Source organism: Pseudomonas sp. MWU12-2020 (assembly GCF_023100605.1).
GTDB lineage: Bacteria > Pseudomonadota > Gammaproteobacteria > Pseudomonadales > Pseudomonadaceae > Aquipseudomonas > Aquipseudomonas fluorescens_H.
In genome coordinates this window covers 430,021-447,278 of the sequence record NZ_JALMEX010000004.1, presented here as the reverse complement: position 1 = coordinate 447,278, position 17,258 = coordinate 430,021, and the positions used below count along the sequence as shown (strand labels likewise).

At 59.8% G+C, this 17,258-nt stretch carries 15 protein-coding genes and 1 pseudogene; 7 read left to right on the top strand and 9 right to left on the bottom strand.

Annotated elements, in window-relative coordinates; genetic code table 11:
- Window positions 1-186: 186 nt before the first annotated feature.
- The 4 genes from mdtD (at window position 187) to yccS (ending at window position 7,028) form a co-directional block, all read left to right on the top strand.
- Window positions 187-1,614, top strand: coding sequence for a multidrug transporter subunit MdtD (mdtD, locus tag M0814_RS12440; RefSeq protein ID WP_103485211.1), 1,428 nt, complete (start codon window positions 187-189; stop codon window positions 1,612-1,614).
- Window positions 1,615-1,900: 286 nt separating this feature from the next.
- The gene (gene dbpA / locus M0814_RS12435; RefSeq protein WP_103485210.1) at window positions 1,901-3,286 is read left to right on the top strand and encodes an ATP-dependent RNA helicase DbpA; all 1,386 of its coding nucleotides are present in this window, start codon (window positions 1,901-1,903) and stop codon (window positions 3,284-3,286) included.
- A gap of 152 nt (window positions 3,287-3,438) precedes the next feature.
- On the top strand, window positions 3,439-4,617 hold the full coding sequence (locus M0814_RS12430) for an NAD(P)/FAD-dependent oxidoreductase (RefSeq protein ID WP_103485209.1): 1,179 nt from the start codon (window positions 3,439-3,441) through the stop codon (window positions 4,615-4,617).
- Window positions 4,618-4,844: 227 nt separating this feature from the next.
- Window positions 4,845-7,028, top strand: a complete 2,184-nt coding sequence (gene yccS / locus M0814_RS12425; RefSeq protein ID WP_103485208.1) for a YccS family putative transporter — start codon at window positions 4,845-4,847, stop codon at window positions 7,026-7,028.
- Window positions 7,029-7,156: 128 nt separating this feature from the next.
- On the opposite strand, the gene M0814_RS12420 is transcribed toward yccS, so the two are convergent.
- Window positions 7,157-7,894 (bottom strand): transporter substrate-binding domain-containing protein, encoded by a 738-nt coding sequence (locus M0814_RS12420; protein WP_103485207.1) that lies wholly within the window; start codon window positions 7,892-7,894, stop codon window positions 7,157-7,159.
- Window positions 7,895-8,150: 256 nt separating this feature from the next.
- Here M0814_RS12420 and M0814_RS12415 point away from each other — a divergent pair, with 256 nt between their 5' ends.
- Entirely contained in the window at window positions 8,151-8,603 is a 453-nt protein-coding gene (locus M0814_RS12415) for a GNAT family N-acetyltransferase (protein WP_003229004.1), read from the top strand.
- Window positions 8,604-8,719: 116 nt separating this feature from the next.
- On the opposite strand, the gene M0814_RS12410 is transcribed toward M0814_RS12415, so the two are convergent.
- From M0814_RS12410 to M0814_RS12400, 3 genes are read right to left on the bottom strand one after another with little or no spacing between them, the layout of a single operon-like run.
- Window positions 8,720-9,016 carry a winged helix-turn-helix domain-containing protein gene (locus M0814_RS12410; protein ID WP_003229005.1) on the bottom strand — a complete coding sequence of 99 codons (297 nt, stop codon included), beginning with the start codon at window positions 9,014-9,016 and terminating at the stop codon, window positions 8,720-8,722.
- Window positions 9,017-9,037: 21 nt separating this feature from the next.
- A complete protein-coding gene (locus M0814_RS12405; RefSeq protein WP_103485206.1) occupies window positions 9,038-9,529 on the bottom strand; it encodes a M48 family metallopeptidase in 492 nt (163 codons plus the stop codon).
- A 43-nt stretch (window positions 9,530-9,572) separates the two neighbouring features.
- Complete coding sequence (locus tag M0814_RS12400; protein ID WP_103485205.1) at window positions 9,573-11,696, bottom strand: EAL domain-containing protein; 2,124 nt, start codon at window positions 11,694-11,696, stop codon at window positions 9,573-9,575.
- A gap of 335 nt (window positions 11,697-12,031) precedes the next feature.
- Between M0814_RS12400 and M0814_RS12395 the strand changes: the two genes are divergently transcribed.
- Entirely contained in the window at window positions 12,032-12,700 is a 669-nt protein-coding gene (locus M0814_RS12395; RefSeq protein WP_103485204.1) for a polysaccharide lyase family 7 protein, read from the top strand.
- Between the two features lie 80 nt (window positions 12,701-12,780).
- Here M0814_RS12395 and M0814_RS12390 read toward each other — a convergent pair whose 3' ends face one another.
- Window positions 12,781-13,191 carry a hypothetical protein gene (locus tag M0814_RS12390; RefSeq protein ID WP_103485203.1) on the bottom strand — a complete coding sequence of 137 codons (411 nt, stop codon included), beginning with the start codon at window positions 13,189-13,191 and terminating at the stop codon, window positions 12,781-12,783.
- A 225-nt stretch (window positions 13,192-13,416) separates the two neighbouring features.
- On the opposite strand from M0814_RS12390, the pseudogene M0814_RS12385 reads away from it, so the two are divergent.
- A pseudogene (locus M0814_RS12385) lies at window positions 13,417-13,639 on the top strand (transcriptional regulator).
- 465 nt (window positions 13,640-14,104) lie between these two features.
- Here M0814_RS12385 and fba read toward each other — a convergent pair.
- The 4 genes from fba to M0814_RS12365 form a co-directional block, all read right to left on the bottom strand.
- Window positions 14,105-15,169, bottom strand: a complete 1,065-nt coding sequence (gene fba / locus M0814_RS12380) for a class II fructose-bisphosphate aldolase (RefSeq protein WP_003229012.1) — start codon at window positions 15,167-15,169, stop codon at window positions 14,105-14,107.
- A 263-nt stretch (window positions 15,170-15,432) separates the two neighbouring features.
- The gene (locus tag M0814_RS12375) at window positions 15,433-15,765 is read right to left on the bottom strand and encodes an MliC family protein (RefSeq protein ID WP_103485201.1); all 333 of its coding nucleotides are present in this window, start codon (window positions 15,763-15,765) and stop codon (window positions 15,433-15,435) included.
- 57 nt (window positions 15,766-15,822) lie between these two features.
- The gene (locus M0814_RS12370) at window positions 15,823-16,044 is read right to left on the bottom strand and encodes a hypothetical protein (RefSeq protein ID WP_003229014.1); all 222 of its coding nucleotides are present in this window, start codon (window positions 16,042-16,044) and stop codon (window positions 15,823-15,825) included.
- A 34-nt stretch (window positions 16,045-16,078) separates the two neighbouring features.
- Complete coding sequence (locus M0814_RS12365; protein ID WP_003229015.1) at window positions 16,079-17,242, bottom strand: phosphoglycerate kinase; 1,164 nt, start codon at window positions 17,240-17,242, stop codon at window positions 16,079-16,081.
- Window positions 17,243-17,258: the final 16 nt, after the last annotated feature.

Sequence of the window (17,258 nt, the reverse complement as noted above, 5' to 3'; positions counted from 1 at the left end):
ACTGTGGCGAGGGAGCTTGCTCCCGCTGGGGTGCGAAGCGCCCCCAAAACCTGTCAACTCGGTGTTCCTGTAATACCGGGTTGGCTGAATTTACGGCTGCTGCGCAGCCGAGCGGGAGCAAGCTCCCTCGCCACAAAAGCTTCAAGCCAGGACAAGCATTCGGATCAATAACCCACAAGAGGTTCCATGCCCACACGCCCGCCTCTCGACGCCATTACCGCCCGCTGGTTGCCGTGGGTCGTCGCCATTGCGTTCTTCATGCAGTCCCTCGACGGGACCATCCTCAACACCGCCCTGCCGGCCATGGCCAGGGATCTGGCCGAAAACCCGTTGCGCATGCAGGGCGTAGTCATCGCCTACATGCTCACCGTCGCCTTGCTGATTCCGGCCTCGGGCTGGATCGCCGACCGCTTCGGCACCAAGAAAATCTTCTTCGGCGCGATCCTGCTGTTCAGTTTCGGCTCACTGCTCTGCGCGTTATCCAGCAGCCTGACCATGCTGGTCGGCGCGCGGGTCATTCAGGGCCTCGGTGGTGCGCTGATGTTGCCCGTCGGGCGTCTGGTGGTACTGCGCGCCTACCCGCGTTCGGAACTGGTGCGGATCATGGGGTTCATCACCATTCCCGGCCTGCTCGGCCCGCTGATTGGCCCGACCATGGGCGGCTGGATGGTGCAATACCTGACGTGGCACTGGATCTTTCTGATCAACCTGCCGGTCGGCCTCATCGGTTGCTACGCGGTGTGGAAATTCATTCCCGACCTGCGCGGCACCGAGCGCACGCGTTTCGACAGCCTCGGTTTCCTGCTGTTCGGCGCGGCGATGATCCTGATCACCATCGCCATGGAAGGCCTGGGCGAACTGCACTTGCCGCACCTGCGGGTGATGTTGCTGCTGTTCGGCGGTCTGGCCTGTCTGGCGGCTTACTGGCTGCGTGCCGGGCGTGTCGAAAATCCACTGTTCTCGCCATCGCTGTTCAAGACCCGGACCTTTGCGGTCGGGATCATTGGCAACCTGTTCGCCCGCCTGGGCAGCGGTGCCCTGCCGTTTCTGGTGCCGTTGCTGCTGCAAGTGGCGCTGGGTTATTCACCGGCGCAAGCCGGGATGAGCATGCTGCCACTGGCGGCGGCGGCAATGATCGCCAAGTGGGTGGCGCGACCGCTGATCGAACGTCTTGGCTATCGCATCGTGCTCACCGGCAACACCCTGGCGCTGGGGATCATGCTGGCGAGCATGGGCCTGGTCAGTGAACAGACGCCGTACTGGTTGCTGCTGTGCCTGCTGGCGATTCTCGGCGCAATCAACTCGCTGCAGTTCACCGCGATGAACACCGTGACCCTGATCGACCTCGACGACGCCAGTGCCAGCAGCGGCAACAGCTTGCTGTCGGTGGTGGCGCAACTGTCGCTGAGTCTGGGGGTGGCCTGCGCCGGTGCGCTGCTTGGCGGCTTCACGGCGGAGATCGGCAACGACGGCGTCGAAACCGTGTTGGGCGCATTCCAGCTGACGTTTGTCACGGTCGGAGTGATGGCGATGCTGGCGGCGACGATCTTCTCGCAACTGTCGAAAGAGGACGGCCGCCGGGTCAAACGCCCGGATGAACACATCGAACACTAGACAGTGTCATGTCTTGTGAATGCTTTTGTGGTGAGGGGATTTATCCCCGATGGGGTGCGAAGCGCCCCCTGAAAAGGTTGAATGCGATCAGCCTGATGTACTGAGGTGACAGATTCTGGGGCTGCTTCGCAGCCCATCGGGGATAAATCCCCTCACCACAGATAAATTCACTCACCACAGATAAATCACCTTGCCTCGGGTTTCAGGCACTGTTCGTCCAGAACTTTCGAGGAAAGTGGCACGGGGCTGCTACACTGCGCGACATTTTGTTTTGCAGGCCAGTCCCGTGACCACCATCGCCACCGCTTTTAATACTCTGCCGCTGTCCGCCGCCATGCTGGCTAACCTCGAATCCCTCGGTTATGCCCAGATGACGCCGATCCAGGCGCAGAGCTTGCCGGTGATCCTCAAGGGGATGGACCTGATCGCCCAGGCCAAGACCGGCAGCGGCAAGACCGCCGCGTTCGGCATCGGCCTGCTGAACCCGATCAACCCGCGCTACTTCGGTTGCCAGGCGCTGGTGATCTGCCCGACCCGTGAGCTGGCCGACCAGGTCGCCAAGGAAGTCCGGCGTCTGGCCCGTGCCGAGGACAACATCAAGGTCCTGACCCTGTGCGGCGGTGTGTCGTTCGGCCCGCAGATCGCTTCGCTGGAGCACGGCGCGCACATCATCGTCGGCACCCCGGGACGAATCCAGCAGCACCTGCGCAAGGGTTCGCTGGTGCTCGACGGTCTGAACACGCTGATCCTCGACGAAGCCGACCGCATGCTCGACATGGGCTTCTACGACGCCATCGAAGACATCATCGAAAAGACTCCGGCACGCCGTCAGACCCTGCTGTTCTCCGCCACCTATCCGGTGGGCATCAAGCAACTGGCGTCGAAATTCATGCGCGATCCGCAAACGGTGAAAGCCGAAGCGTTCCATGACGACACGCAGATCGAACAGCGCTTCTACGAAATTTCTCCGGAAGAGCGCATGAGCGCAGTGACCAAAGTCCTGCACCACTTCCGCCCGGACTCCTGCGTGGCGTTCTGCTTCACCAAGCAGCAGGTGCAGGAAACCGTCGATCACCTGACCTCCAAAGGCATCTCCGCCGTCGGCCTGCATGGCGATCTGGAACAGCGTGACCGCGACCAGGTGCTGGCGATGTTCGCCAACCGCAGTACGTCGGTCCTGGTCGCCACCGACGTGGCCGCCCGTGGTCTGGACATCGATGCGCTGGACATGGTGATCAACGTCGAGCTGGCCCGTGACTCGGAAATCCACATTCACCGCGTTGGCCGTACCGGTCGTGCCGGCGAGAAAGGCATCGCGGTCAGCCTCGTTGCGCCGTCCGAAGCGCATCGCGCGCAAGCCATCGAACAGTTGCAGAAAGCTCCGCTGAACTGGGATCAGGTCGACAACCTCAAGTCCCAGGGCGGCGCCCCGCTGCAGCCACCGATGAGCACGCTGTGCATCGCCGGCGGGCGTAAAGACAAAGTGCGTCCGGGCGACATCCTCGGCGCACTGACCGGCGACGCCGGCATCCCGGGCGCGCAGGTGGGCAAGATCGCGATCTTCGACTTCCAGTCTTATGTGGCCGTTGAACGCACCGTGGTCATGCAGGCGCTGCAGCGCTTGAACAACGGCAAGATCAAGGGCCGTTCGCTGCGCGTGCGGGTTTTGTAAACGATCTTCGCCCCAAAGAAGATCTCCTGTGGGAGCGGGCTTGCTCGCGAATGCAATCTGTCAGTCGACATCATGTTGAATGACACACCGCTTTCGCGAGCAAGCCCGCTCCCACAATTTGTTTTGTAGCGACCCACCAAGAGGACACCGTTTTGCGCTCTACCGAAGTCGTGATCATTGGCGCTGGCGCCGCAGGGTTGATGTGTGCACTGACCGCTGCCGGGCGTGGGCGTCAGGTGTTGCTGCTCGACCACGCGAACAAGGCCGGCAAGAAAATCCTGATGTCCGGTGGTGGCCGCTGCAATTTCACCAACATGTACACCGAGCCGGGCAATTTCCTCTCGCACAATCCGCATTTCTGCAAATCGGCACTGGCGCGCTACACCCAGTGGGATTTCATCGGCATGGTCGCCAAGCACGGCGTGCCGTACCACGAGAAGAAACTCGGCCAGTTGTTCTGCGATAACAAATCCAGCGACATCCTCGGCATGCTGCTCGACGAGTGCGATCAGGTCGGCGTCGAGCTGCACCTGGACACCTCGATCCAGACCATCGAGAAAGTCGAGAACGGTTACCTGCTCGACACCACCCTCGGCCAAGTTCAGTGCCAATCGCTGGTGATTGCCACCGGCGGGCTGTCGATCCCGACGCTGGGCGCTACAGGCTTCGGTTATCAGGTGGCCAAACAGTTCGGCCATGAACTGCTGCCGACCCGCGCCGGGCTGGTGCCGTTCACCATCACCGATCAGCTCAAGGAACTGTGCACCGAGCTGTCCGGTACTTCGGTGGATTGTCTGGTCAGCTGCAACGAGCAGAGCTTTCGCGAGAACATTCTGTTCACTCACCGTGGCCTCAGCGGCCCGGCGATTCTGCAGATCTCGTCGTTCTGGGAGCCGGGTGACACCGTGGAGATCAACCTGCTGCCGGATCACGATACCGCCGCATGGCTGCAGCAGCAAGTAGCCGAACGCCCGAACAGCGAGCTGAAAACTTTGCTTGGTGAGATCTTCACCAAGAAGATGGCCAATCTGCTGGCGGACAACTGGTTCGTTTCCAAACCGATGAAGCAGTACACCCACGCCGAACTGGCGCAGATCGCCGACAAGCTCGGCAGCTGGAAAGTCGTCCCGGCCGGCACCGAAGGCTACCGCACCGCCGAGGTCACGCTGGGTGGCGTCGATACCCGCGAGGTGTCGTCCAAGACCATGGAATCGCTGAAAAGCCCTGGCCTGTATTTTGTCGGCGAAGTGCTCGACGTCACCGGGCATCTGGGCGGTTTCAACTTCCAGTGGGCCTGGGCCTCCGGCTACGCGGCTGCGCAGTACGTCTGATCCAACACAAATCAAAAACTGTGGGAGCGGGCTTGCTCGCGAATGCGCTGGATCAGTCGACATACATGTTGAATGACACACCGCTTTCGGGAGCAAGCCCCCTCCCACAGTTGTTATGTGGGATGCAGTAAGGAACACTTTTTGCTGTCAGATGTGATCGGCGCCATTGCGTCGGCGTCATTACTGGCTCAATTTAGCGGCATCGCCTCGGAAGGCCTTCGCACTTCATGTCCTCGAACTCGTTTCGTCAGTCTTTGCGGCGCCTGTGGGCGCTGGATAAATTCAGCTACAGCGTGCGGGTGTTCATCGCCCTGACCGGCAGCATGGCGCTGTGTTGGTATCAGGATGAAATGGGCCTGTTGATCCCGTTGTTCCTGGGGATTATCGCCAGCGCCCTGGCCGAGACCGACGACAGTTGGCAGGGCCGTCTAAACGCACTGGCAGTGACACTGGTGTGTTTCAGCATCGCCGCGCTGTCGGTGGAACTGCTCTTCCCCTACCCCATCGTATTTGCCATTGCTCTGGCACTGGCCAGCTTCGGCCTGACCATGCTCGGCGCGCTCGGCGAGCGTTACGGTGCGATCGCCTCGGCGACGTTGATTCTGTCGGTCTACACCATGATCGGCGTGGATCAGCGCGGCGGCGCGGTCACCGATTTCTGGCACGAACCGATGCTGCTGGTGGCCGGTGCCGCGTGGTACGGCCTGCTCTCGGTACTGTGGCAGGCGATGTTTTCCAACCAGCCGGTGCAGCAGAGTCTGGCGCGGCTGTTCCGTGAACTCGGCTTCTACCTGAAGCTGAAAGCCTCGCTGTTCGAGCCGATCCGCCAACTGGACGTCGAGGGGCGGCGACTGGAACTGGCGCAGCAGAACGGTCGAGTGGTAGCGGCGCTGAACAGTGCCAAGGAAATCATTCTGCACCGGGTCGGCAACGGCCGCCCGGGTTCGAAAGTCAGCCGTTATCTGAAGCTGTATTTCCTCGCCCAGGACATCCACGAACGCGCCAGCTCTTCGCACTATCCGTACAACGCGCTGGCCGATGCGTTCTTTCACAGCGACGTGCTGTTCCGCTGCCAGCGTTTGTTGCGCCAGCAGGGCAAGGCCTGCCGCGCGTTGGCCGAATCGATCCAGATGCGCCAGCCGTTCGTTTACGACGCCAGTTTTGCCGAAGCGCTGACTGACCTCGATGCCTCCCTTGAACACCTGCGCATCCAGAGCAATCCGGCGTGGCGCGGCCTCCTGCGTTCGCTGCGCGCACTGGCAGCCAACCTCGGCACCCTCGACCGTTTGCTCAGCGACGCGAGCAACCCGGATGCCTTGGCGGACGCCACCGACAGCAGCCTGCTCGACCGCTCGCCGCGCAACCTCAAGGACGTGTGGATTCGCCTGCGTACGCAACTAACACCGACTTCCCTGCTGTTCCGCCATGCCCTGCGCTTGCCGCTGGCGCTGAGTATCGGCTACGGCATGGTGCACTTGATTCACCCGTCGCAGGGCTACTGGATCATCCTGACCACCCTGTTCGTCTGCCAGCCGAACTACGGCGCGACCCGGCGCAAACTCGGGCAGCGGATTCTCGGCACCGCCATCGGCCTGACCGTGGCGTGGGCACTGTTCGATCTGTTCCCCAGCCCGCTGGTGCAGTCGTGTTTCGCGATCGCCGCCGGGGTGGTGTTCTTTACCAACCGCACCACGCGCTACACGGTGGCGACCGCCGCGATCACGATCATGGTGCTGTTCTGCTTCAACCAGATCGGCGATGGCTACGGGCTGTTCCTGCCGCGCCTGTTCGATACCCTGCTCGGCAGCCTGATCGCCGGCCTGACGGTGTTCCTGTTCCTGCCGGACTGGCAGGGTCGACGCCTGAATAAAGTGCTGGCCAACACCCTGACCTGCAACAGCATCTATCTGCGCCAGATCATGCAGCAATACGCCGCCGGCAAGAGCGACGACCTCGCCTATCGCCTGGCCCGACGCAACGCGCACAACGCCGATGCGGCGTTGTCGACCACCTTGGCCAACATGCTGATGGAGCCGGGGCATTTCCGGAAGGAGGCGGATGTCGGCTTCCGTTTCCTGGTGCTGTCACACACCCTGCTCAGCTACCTGTCCGGGCTCGGCGCGCATCGCGAAACGCAGCTACCGGCGGACGTGCGCGAACAGCTGATCGACGGCGCCGGGGTGAAACTGGCCGCGAGCATCGACGACATCGCCCAGGGCCTGGCGAACAAGCAACCAGTGGCGATTCAGAGTGACGAAGAGGAAGCGCTGGCCAACGAGTTGGAGCAGATGCCGGACGAGATCGATGAAGGGCAACGGCTGGTGCAGACCCAACTGGCGTTGATCTGCCGGCAGCTGGGGCCGTTGCGGACGTTGGCGGCGCACCTGATCAAGGACACCAGCGAAGCCTGAGTTTTGCGGTGTTTGTCAGGGCCTCTTCGCGAGCAAGCCCGCTCCCACAGGAGAACGCATTTCAAACTGTGGGAGCGGGCTTGCTCGCGAAAGGGCCATCAGCCACACAGCCATTTCCGGATCAACCCCTACATCCCATGCTGGCGCAGCAACTTGTCATAACTCCCATCCGCCTTCATCGCCGCAATCGCCTTATCAAACCCGGCCACAATCTGTTCATGCTCAGGGTTCTTCAGGCTCACCAGAATGTGCAGGCTGTTCTCGCTCAACGGCTTGGGCAAAAACTCCACGGCGTTGCGCACTTTGGGTGATTCGCGGGCCAGGTAATAACGCGCGACGTATTCATCTTCCAGGGTCAGCTTGACCCGATCCGCCGCGAGCATGCGCACGGCCATGGCGAAGTTATGCACAGGGACTTTCTCGAGCGCGGTATCCGCATCGAACGCCTGCGAGTAGGCATAGCCGCGCACCACCGCCACCGAATAGGTGTGCAGTTGCTCCAGGTTGCTGTAGTCCAGCGGCGTGTCTTTGCGCTTGAGAAAGCGGATGCGATTGAGCAGGTATTCGCCAGAGAACTGGCCGAGTTTGGTGCGTTCGTCGTTGTACCAGGCGTTGACCAGAACGTCGTAGCGCCCCTCGCCAACCCCCAGCAGCGCCCGCGCCCACGGCACCTGCTCGTAGTCGCTGGCATAACCGGCCCGCGCCAGCGCGGTGCTGACGATGTCGGTGGCCAGGCCGCCGTTGACCAGCGTGTCGTCGGTAAACGGTGGCCAGATATCGAACACCAGCCGCAACTTGTCCGCTGCGGCGGTTTGGGCCAGCAAGAGCAATCCGACCAACGCAAAGGCTCGATGCAGTCGCGGCATGCTTGAAAATCCTTAGCGGGCGAGTTGCCCGGCGTGTTTTCAGTCAAAACCCCAAGGCCCCTTACCGGCGAAACCCAGGCCCTAACATTAGCTCATTGAAGCCAGTGCACAGCGCTTTCCAGCAGATTACACAAAGCAGCCGCCGCCGCGAGAAAGGAATGATGGCATTTTGACCTTTGTCACAGACTCTTCCGCCATACAGACATCCAGGGCCTGTGCGCTTAGTATCGGGCGACGGAGTTCAAGGAGTTGGAAGATGACAATCGAGTGGATCTGCAAGCATCACAGCGATCTGGGCAAAGAGCAGCTGTACGCGCTGTTGAAGCTGCGCTCGGAGGTGTTCGTGGTCGAACAGAAATGCGCCTACCCGGACCTCGACGGCCAGGATCTGGACGGCGACACCCATCACCTCATGGGTTGGGAAGATGATCAGTTGATGGCCTATCTACGCCTGCTGGATCCCGAATCCCAGGGCGGTGACGTGGTGATCGGCCGCGTGATCATTGCGCCGCAGGGCCGTGGCAAAGGGCTGGGGCATGTGATGATGGAACACGCACTGAAACAGGCCGAGAAGCATTGGCCGCAGGTGCCGATCTATCTGTCGGCGCAGGCGCATTTGCAGGGGTATTACGGCAGGTACGGGTTTGTCGTGGCGGGTGAGGAGTATCTGGAGGATGACATTCCGCACATAGGCATGCGTCGTCCTTGAGGGCCCCTTCGCGAGCAAGCCCGCTCCCACATTTTGATCGCATTCCATCTGAAGGAACTCGGTCTACTGTGGGAGTGAGCCTGCTCGCGAAGGCGTCAGCTCAGGCACTGCGAAACTCAGGGATACTCCAGCACAGCCTTGATCTGCCGCAGATTACGCTCGATCCACCCGCGATCAATCGCCCCCCACTCGCGAATCCGATAGCGCCCGGCATGGTTGCGCGCGCCCTCTTCCTGCTCGAATTCACAGACGATATCCAGATCCGCCAGCGCGGCGATCGTGTCCTGCGCCGTGCGCCGGGGCATGCCGGTCACTTCGGTCAGCGCCGGGACGCTTGGGGCCAGGCCGCTGTCGATCAGGTAGGCCACATACAGGCGCCGGTAAAAACTGCTTTTGGTCTTGCTGACGTCCATCCACACGCTCCTTGTTAACGGCTATTGCAGATCCCGCCACGTCAGGTACACCCGCAGATCGAACTCGACCTGGTGATACCCCGGCAGCATGTGCTCGCACAATTTATAGAAGGCCTTGTTGTGGTCCGATTCCTTGAAGTGCGCCAGTTCATGCACGACGATCATCTTCAGGAACTCGGGCGCTGCCTCCTTGAACAACGAGGCGATGCGAATCTCTTTCTTGGCCTTGAGCTTGCCGCCCTGCACCCTTGAGACCGTGGTGTGCAGGCCCAGCGCGCGGTGCGTCAGGTCGAGGCGGTTGTCGAACAGCACCTTGTCGATGGCCGGCGCGTTGCGCAGGTATTCCTGCTTCAGGTCCAGCGCGTAGCTGTACAGCGCCTTGTCGCTCTGCACATCGTGACGCCCCGGATAGCGTTGGCTCAGGTAGTCACCCAGACGCTGTTCGGCGATCAGTTTGCGCACCTGATCCTGCAATTGCGCGGGGTAGGCCTGGAGGTATTTCAACGCAGTCATGGACACGGCAACACGGTTCGAAAAGAGCGCCAGTGTAGCGAATTCAAACCGGCAGCGTGCCCCAGTCGAAGGGCTCGGCGAAGCTGGCGGCGTCTTCGGAGGTCAGCGGGCGCGCCACTAGGAAACCCTGCACATATTCGCAGCCATGCGCTTGCAGCCATTGGTACTGTTCGATGGTTTCCACGCCTTCGGCGATCACCAGCAAACCGTACTGCTTGCACAGATTGATCACGTTGCTGACCAGCGCCGCGTCGCGCGTCGAATCCGGCAGCCGCGCAATCAGGTGTCGATCGAGCTTGAGCGTGTCCAGTTCCAGATCACGCAGATGCGCCAGCGAACACGGTCCCGAACCAAAATCATCCAGCGCCACGCGCACCCCGAGATTACGCAGCAGGCGCAGCTGTTTGCGGGTCTCGTCGGGGTTGTGCATCAGCGCGTCTTCGGTGATTTCCACCTCCAGTTGCCGCGGCTGCAACGAATGCCGCTCCAGCACCTGGCGTAACTCGGTGACCAGGTTCGGCAGCCCGAACTGGGTGTTGCTCAAACTCACGCCAAGCACCAGATCTTCGGCGAACAGGGTTTCCCAGGCTTTGCGCTGGCCGGCGCCGCGATGATAGATCCAGCTGCCGAGTCGACTGATCAGCCGCGCTTCTTCCAGCAACGGCAGGAACAACCCCGGCGGCACATCGCCGACGCTCGGATGCTGCCAGCGCAGCAACGCCTCGAAACCGCGGATCTGCCCGCTGTCGATCGCGACCTGTGGCTGATACACCAGATTGAAATCGCGGTTCTCGATGGCGTTGCGCACGCTCTCCTCGAGCATCAGCCGCGAGCGGGCGCGACCGTTCATTTCGTGATCATAAAAACGATACTGCTGACGCCCGGCGCGCTTCGCCTCATACATGGCGATGTCCGAGGCGCGCAGCAAGCCGTCGAGGTTAGAACCGCAGTCCGGGTAGGTGGCAATGCCGATACTCGCGCCGAGGGCGATATCCAGCCCTTCGATTTGCTGACAGATCGACACCCGTTCGATGAGTTTCTCGGCGATTTTCGCCGCTTGCTCGGGGAATTCCAGATCGAGCAGCGCAGTGAACTCATCACCGCCCATGCGCGCGAGAATATCGAACGGTCGCAGGCAGGCTTTCAATTGCTCGGAGACCCAGCGCAGCACCCGATCGCCGGCATCGTGGCCGAGGGAATCGTTGACCCGCTTGAAACCATCGAGGTCGAGGTACAACAGCACCCAACTGCTGTCGCTGCGTTCACCGCGCAGCAGCAGGTTTTCCACCGTCTGATAAAAGCCCCGGCGATTGAGCAGACCGGTCAACGGATCGGTGACTGCCTGAAATTCCAGCTGCTGATGCAGGTGACGCACCACCGACATGTCCAGCACCGTCACCACCATCGCCCGCTGCTCGGCCGGCAACGGCGCGCAGGACAACGCCACCGGCACCTGCTGCCCCGGCGCCGTCCGCAACAACGCATCGTGCAGACGCAGGGTCTCTCCGCGTTTATAGCCGGCCAACAACTCGGAATCGGCCCACAGCGGGATGTGCGGTTTCTGCAGATAATCGAGAAATTCCTCGCCCTCCAGCTCCTTCACCGGTGCATTCAGCAGCCGCGAAATCGCCGGGTTGGCGAAGCGGATCAAGCCGTCCTCGCCGAGCACCAGAATGCCTTCCGCCGCGTTATCCAGCACCGAGGCATTGAAGGCCCGCGCGACCTCCAGATCATGACTCAGGCGCTGCAAGGCACGGCGGTTGCGCTGGTGTTCGAGCAACGCCTGGACTTTCGGTTTGAGGATCTGCGGATCGAACGGCTTGAACAGATAATCCACCGCACCACTGGCGTAGCCCTTGATCACGGCGTCCTGTGACTGTTCGTTGGCGGTGAGGAAAATGATCGGTGTGAGGCGTGTGCGCTGACTGCCGCGCATCAGTCGCGCGACTTCAAAGCCGTCCATGCCCGGCATCTGCACATCCAGCAGCACCAGGTCGACGTCGTGTTCGAGCAGCAGATTGAGCGCCTCGAAGCCGGAGGCGGCGGTCATGACGTGCCAATCCTGACGCTGCAGCAACGCGCGCATGCTGATCAGGTTTTCAGGGTAATCATCAACGATCAAAAGGACAGAGCTGCCTTCACCTGGCTGGGGTTGCGCGCATTCCATGCTGCTTCTCTTGTCGGGACATCTCTTGTCGGGATATCGGTCGGTTTCTTGTGAAAACCGTACAGTTACTGAGTCATCACTCTAGTCCCGGAACTGTGAAAGCAGAAGCTGTCACGCCGCCATCATTTAGCCAAAGCGACGATTTACCGACTAACGGTCACCCCTGCAGCCCGCGGAAACCGGCACAGATGGCATTTCGACAGGATGTTGACGCCAATCATCTGCCAAACGGGCGTTAACAAAAAAGTCCTCTACGCTTATAAAGGCCGCCCGAAAAGGCGCGGGCTAGAGCTTCTGGCACTCGCGTTCAGGATGAATTGAGTGGAAGAACCGACATGATCGATCTCGCAACCTGGAACCTCAGCGTTCCCGTCGGCAATCCGCCGTACATCGTCGAAACCTCCAAACTGGTGAATGGCTTCAAGGATCAGTACTTCCATTCCGACAGCGGCACGCTGTTTTTCTGGTCCCCGGTCACCGGGTCAAAAACCGAAAACGCCATCTACCCGCGCACCGAACTGCGCGAAACCTTCAGCAACGGCACCCTGCGCAACTGGTACTACCCGGACGCCGACAACACCCTGCGCGCGACCCTCGCAGTGAACAAGGTGCCCAGCTCCGGCAAGATCGTCATCGGCCAGATCCACGCCTATGAAAGCCAGAAGCCGATGGTCAAGCTCGAATACCAGTACAAGGAAAAGACCCAGACCGGCAACCTGGTGATCAAGGTCCGCATGCACCCGGACGATGACGAAAGCCGTGTCATCACCCTGGCGACCGGTATCAAACTGGACAACGAATTCAACTACCTGATCCACCTCAGCCCCGGCGGCGCACTCGGCGTGAGCGCGGCAGGCTATCAGTGGGATTCACAGATCAGCGCAACCTGGCGGAATAAGCCGCTGTACTTCAAGGCTGGCGTGTATGTGCAGGACAACACCGGGTATACCAGTGAGGGTGGGCAGGTGACATTTACCAAGCTGGATATTGATCACGACAAATAAAACTGGCGCGCATCCACAGGTGATGCAAAACCCAAAAAACGGCAGACTCTATGAGTCTGCCTTACGGCATCAGACCAATGTCAGCTACGGTTTTCATAGAACTCAAAATCACCTTCTACTTCAAAGACCCCTTTCTCAAATAGATTAAAGACTCCTTTGGGCCGGTGCCCGCTTCTGGTCAATTCAAAGGTACCACTCGCATGTTTATCACCGGCTTCCGAGTCTAATTCTAGTTGCGCCCAAATCGGGCCATGATCATTCCCCTCTAGTTTGTATTCTTTACCAACGACAAGGTCTTTTTTAAATCTAACCGCCATATAATATTCATGCCCCCCAAAAGTCCTATACCGGGGATTAAGAAAAAAAAACTCTTCGTCAGCGTACAACCCTTCATCCTTAAGATTAAGCGGGTGAGAACCATACTCTGGATGCTTGTAAGTGATATTCAGTTTACCCAAAAATCCCTTATCAGCTTCAAATTCGTTTTTCATATCTTCGCCCTACAAAATAAGTGAGTTCGAAGCTTAATTTTTCAACTGGCCCGGCACACCTGTTATATCTGACAGGTTTTTATATTAATAAAGCATATATTCAATACTTCTAATACCCAAAATATCCACTGATCGGGTTTAGACGCGGACGCGTGCGAGCGGACTCATGACGGTCAAATGTAGCGTTTACGCCACAGTTAACTTTGAAAGTTAAAGAGACAGTACATGGTTCACGCTCTATTAATAAGCCGCCTCGCCGCCCAGTTACGCATAAAGCGTCTGAATCGCGGACTAACGCAAGCGCAACTCGCCGACCTCGCGATAGAGAAAGGCACCCATTCCGTGGGCATGAACGTCTATGCACGTATTATTGCCGCTCTGGATTGCGAGCACCGTCGTTCCGGCAGTGATGCTTACGCTTGAAGCGCTAGCGGAAATATTTGTTTAATTACGCCCATAAAAAACCCGCCTCTCGGCGGGTTTCTCACATGGACAGCTATTGCCTCAATACTTCACTAAGTAAAAAGAATTCACATGTCTGTGGATTCTAAAGCCAGAGGGCTTACTCCGGTTGCTTGGGGAGTGTGACAGGAGCTGGCCCCTTGGAGTTTTTGAGGTTTTCCGTTTTTGGCTCAACTGGCAGGGTAACCGGGGCCGGGCCTTTGGGTTTAACGTCCTTAATAGTCATTGCTGTGTACTCCATTACGAGGTGGAGTCTTATCTTGTGAGTATCGCTTGAGGCTGCCTACTGTCAGATCTGACAGTCATTGAGATCTATTGGAAATAAGCAAAACTCAGTTAGATCAATTTATCAGGTACTCCTCATGAACAGTGTCGCTACACGAAGAAATCACCACCCATAAAAAACCCGCCTCTCGGCGGGTTTTTTATCAGCGCAGCTCAACGTTCAGGCTTAGTTCACCTTGGCGTTCAACTCACCCTTCAGATAACGCTGGAACATCGCTTCCAGCGAGATCGGCTTGATCTTCGAAGCATTACCGGCAGTACCGAACGCTTCATAACGAGCGATACATACATCACGCATCGCCGTCACGGTCGCGCCGAAGAATTTACGTGGGTCGAATTCGCTCGGGTTGGTGGCCATCAGGCGACGCATGGCGCCGGTGGATGCCAGGCGCAGGTCGGTGTCGATGTTGACCTTGCGTACGCCGTACTTGATGCCTTCGACGATTTCTTCAACCGGTACGCCGTAGGTTTCTTTGATGTCGCCGCCGTACTGGTTGATGATCGCCAGCCACTCTTGTGGCACGGACGAGGAACCGTGCATCACCAGGTGGGTGTTCGGGATGCGTTTGTGGATTTCCTTGATGCGGTCGATCGCCAGCACGTCGCCGGTAGGTGGCTTGGTGAACTTGTAGGCGCCGTGGCTGGTGCCGATGGCGATAGCCAGGGCATCGACCTGAGTCTTTTTGACGAAGTCAGCGGCTTCTTCCGGGTCGGTCAGCATCTGGCTGTGATCCAGAACGCCTTCAGCGCCGATGCCGTCTTCTTCACCGGCCATGCCGGTTTCCAGCGAACCCAGGCAGCCCAGCTCGCCTTCAACCGAAACGCCGCAGGCGTGAGCCATGGCCACGGTTTGCTGGGTAACGCGGACGTTGTACTCGTAGTCGGTCGGGGTCTTGCCGTCTTCGCCGAGGGAGCCGTCCATCATCACCGAGCTGAAGCCCAGCTGGATGGAGCGCTGGCAGACGTCAGGGCTGGTGCCGTGGTCCTGGTGCATGCACACCGGGATGTGCGGGAATTCTTCGATCGCGGCCAGGATCAGGTGACGCAGGAATGGCGCGCCGGCGTATTTGCGAGCGCCGGCCGAAGCCTGGACGATCACCGGGGAGTCAGTCTTGTCAGCGGCTTCCATGATGGCGCGCATCTGCTCAAGGTTGTTGACGTTGAAGGCTGGAACGCCGTAGCCGAACTCGGCTGCGTGGTCCAGCATCTGGCGCATGCTGATAAGTGCCATTGTGTGTGTCTCTCCCGGTTGAGGGTCGTTAATCGTGCCAGCCTGCCGGAGCGGCGGCGGCTATTCAAGTGATTGCAGATCGGGGGTCGAAGCCCGGTCTGGTGATTCGATAAAGCAAATTTTTCAGGACTACGCAGAACCCGTGTGGGAGCGGGCTTGCTCGCGAATGCGGTTCAACATTCAACATCACCGCAAGCTGATTCACCGCTTTCGCGAGCAAGCCCGCTCCCACATTCGGATCTCTGTACATCAATTCAATCGTGTTACTGCGCCTTGCAGCCGCGGCCGATCAGGTCATTGGTGGCGACCCAGTACACCAGGCCTTCGTCACCCTTGACGTGAAACGCCAGCATGCCGTCGCTGTACAGCACGCCCGACGCGCCCGGTTCTTCTTTCAGGCGATAGACCTGATCGCCGCCGCCCAGTCGAACATCGACTTCCTTCTGGCTGGCATCGGTGTAGCGCCACAGCACTTTGGCCTGGCTGTCGCAGGTCCATTTCGTCCAGTTGTCAGCAGGGGCGGACGACTGAAACAGATTCATCTGCGCGCAACCGCCCAACAATGCCAACGCCGCAATGGCGATCAAGCCTTTCATCCGTGTTCCTCGACTGACGGCGCACGCCGCCAGCCCTGAGTTAAAGAGTCAGACCGGTCAAGGACAACCATGTTCCTTGGCCGGGGTTTGCGTCTCGTACTTGTCCAGGCCATCCGGCCCCGAGCGCTTGTTCAGCACCGGGTTGGTTTCGGCCTGCCAGTCGGCCTGGTAGCAGCCTTTCTGCACCGCATCCGGCGCAGGTGTCGCCTCGGCCTTAGGGTTACTCCCGCAGGCCGCCAATGTACCGGTCAGCAACAACAGCACTAACGACTTGACCATGTAACCACTCCTTTGCCTGGCCAAACGGGCGGCCTCAGGCCTTGGCCCGGCTTTCCAGAACTTCAACGGCCGGCAGCACCTTGCCTTCGACGAATTCGAGGAACGCGCCACCACCGGTGGAAATGTAGGAGATTTGCTCAGCCACGCCATATTTATCGATGGCCGCCAGGGTGTCGCCACCGCCGGCAATGGAGAACGCCGCGCTGTCAGCGATGGCCTGGGCCAGCACTTTGGTGCCGTTGCCGAACTGGTCGAATTCGAACACGCCGACCGGGCCGTTCCACAGGATGGTTTTCGACGATTTCAGCAGTTCGGCGAAGTTGGCGGCGGTCTGCGGGCCAATGTCCAGAATCATGTCGTCAGCAGCCACGTCAGCGATCAGCTTGACGGTGGCTTCGGCGCTTTCCGCGAATTCCTTGGCGACGACCACGTCCACCGGCAGCGGCACGCTGACCTTGGCGGCGATGGCGCGTGCGGTGTCCAGCAGGTCCGGCTCGTACAGCGACTTGCCGACCGGGTGACCGGCAGCAGCCAGGAAGGTGTTGGCGATGCCGCCACCGACGATCAGTTGATCGCAGATCTGGCTCAGGCTGTTGAGTACGTCGAGTTTGGTCGACACCTTGGAGCCGGCAACAATCGCGGCCATTGGCTTGGCCGGTGCACCCAGCGCCTTGCCCAGTGCGTCCAGCTCAGCGGCCAGCAGCGGGCCGGCAGCGGCGACTTTGGCGAACTTGGCCACGCCGTGGGTCGAACCCTCGGCGCGATGCGCGGTGCCGAAGGCGTCCATCACGAACACGTCGCACAGGGCGGCGTATTGCTGGGCCAGGTCGTCGGCGTTCTTTTTCTCGCCCTTGTTGAAGCGTACGTTTTCGAACAGCACGATGTCGCCGGCCTTGACGTCAACGCCGCCCAGGTAATCGGCCACCAGCGGCACTTCGCGGCCCAGGGCCTTGCTCAGGTAGTCGGCGACTGGCTTGAGGCTGTTCTCGGCGGAGAACTCGCCTTCGGTCGGACGGCCCAGGTGCGAACACACCATCACCGCCGCGCCTTTTTCCAGGGCCAGCTTGATGGTCGGCAGCGAAGCCAGGATACGCGCATCGCTGGTGACAACACCGTCCTTGACTGGGACGTTGAGGTCTTCGCGGATCAATACGCGCTTACCTTGCAGATCGAGGTCGGACATCTTCAACACGGTCATGGGTCGCACTTCCTGA

Coding starts and splice junctions, on each gene's coding strand:
- M0814_RS12370 (WP_003229014.1), bottom strand. CDS start 16,044: ATGGTCAAGTCGTTAGTGCTGTTGTTGCTGACCGGTACATTGGCGGCC.
- yccS (WP_103485208.1), top strand. CDS start 4,845: ATGTCCTCGAACTCGTTTCGTCAGTCTTTGCGGCGCCTGTGGGCGCTG.
- M0814_RS12410 (WP_003229005.1), bottom strand. CDS start 9,016: ATGGACGTCAGCAAGACCAAAAGCAGTTTTTACCGGCGCCTGTATGTG.
- M0814_RS12390 (WP_103485203.1), bottom strand. CDS start 13,191: ATGAAAAACGAATTTGAAGCTGATAAGGGATTTTTGGGTAAACTGAAT.
- M0814_RS12415 (WP_003229004.1), top strand. CDS start 8,151: ATGACAATCGAGTGGATCTGCAAGCATCACAGCGATCTGGGCAAAGAG.
- mdtD (WP_103485211.1), top strand. CDS start 187: ATGCCCACACGCCCGCCTCTCGACGCCATTACCGCCCGCTGGTTGCCG.
- M0814_RS12395 (WP_103485204.1), top strand. CDS start 12,032: ATGATCGATCTCGCAACCTGGAACCTCAGCGTTCCCGTCGGCAATCCG.
- M0814_RS12375 (WP_103485201.1), bottom strand. CDS start 15,765: ATGAAAGGCTTGATCGCCATTGCGGCGTTGGCATTGTTGGGCGGTTGC.
- M0814_RS12400 (WP_103485205.1), bottom strand. CDS start 11,696: ATGGAATGCGCGCAACCCCAGCCAGGTGAAGGCAGCTCTGTCCTTTTG.
- fba (WP_003229012.1), bottom strand. CDS start 15,169: ATGGCACTTATCAGCATGCGCCAGATGCTGGACCACGCAGCCGAGTTC.
- M0814_RS12420 (WP_103485207.1), bottom strand. CDS start 7,894: ATGCCGCGACTGCATCGAGCCTTTGCGTTGGTCGGATTGCTCTTGCTG.
- M0814_RS12405 (WP_103485206.1), bottom strand. CDS start 9,529: ATGACTGCGTTGAAATACCTCCAGGCCTACCCCGCGCAATTGCAGGAT.
- M0814_RS12365 (WP_003229015.1), bottom strand. CDS start 17,242: ATGACCGTGTTGAAGATGTCCGACCTCGATCTGCAAGGTAAGCGCGTA.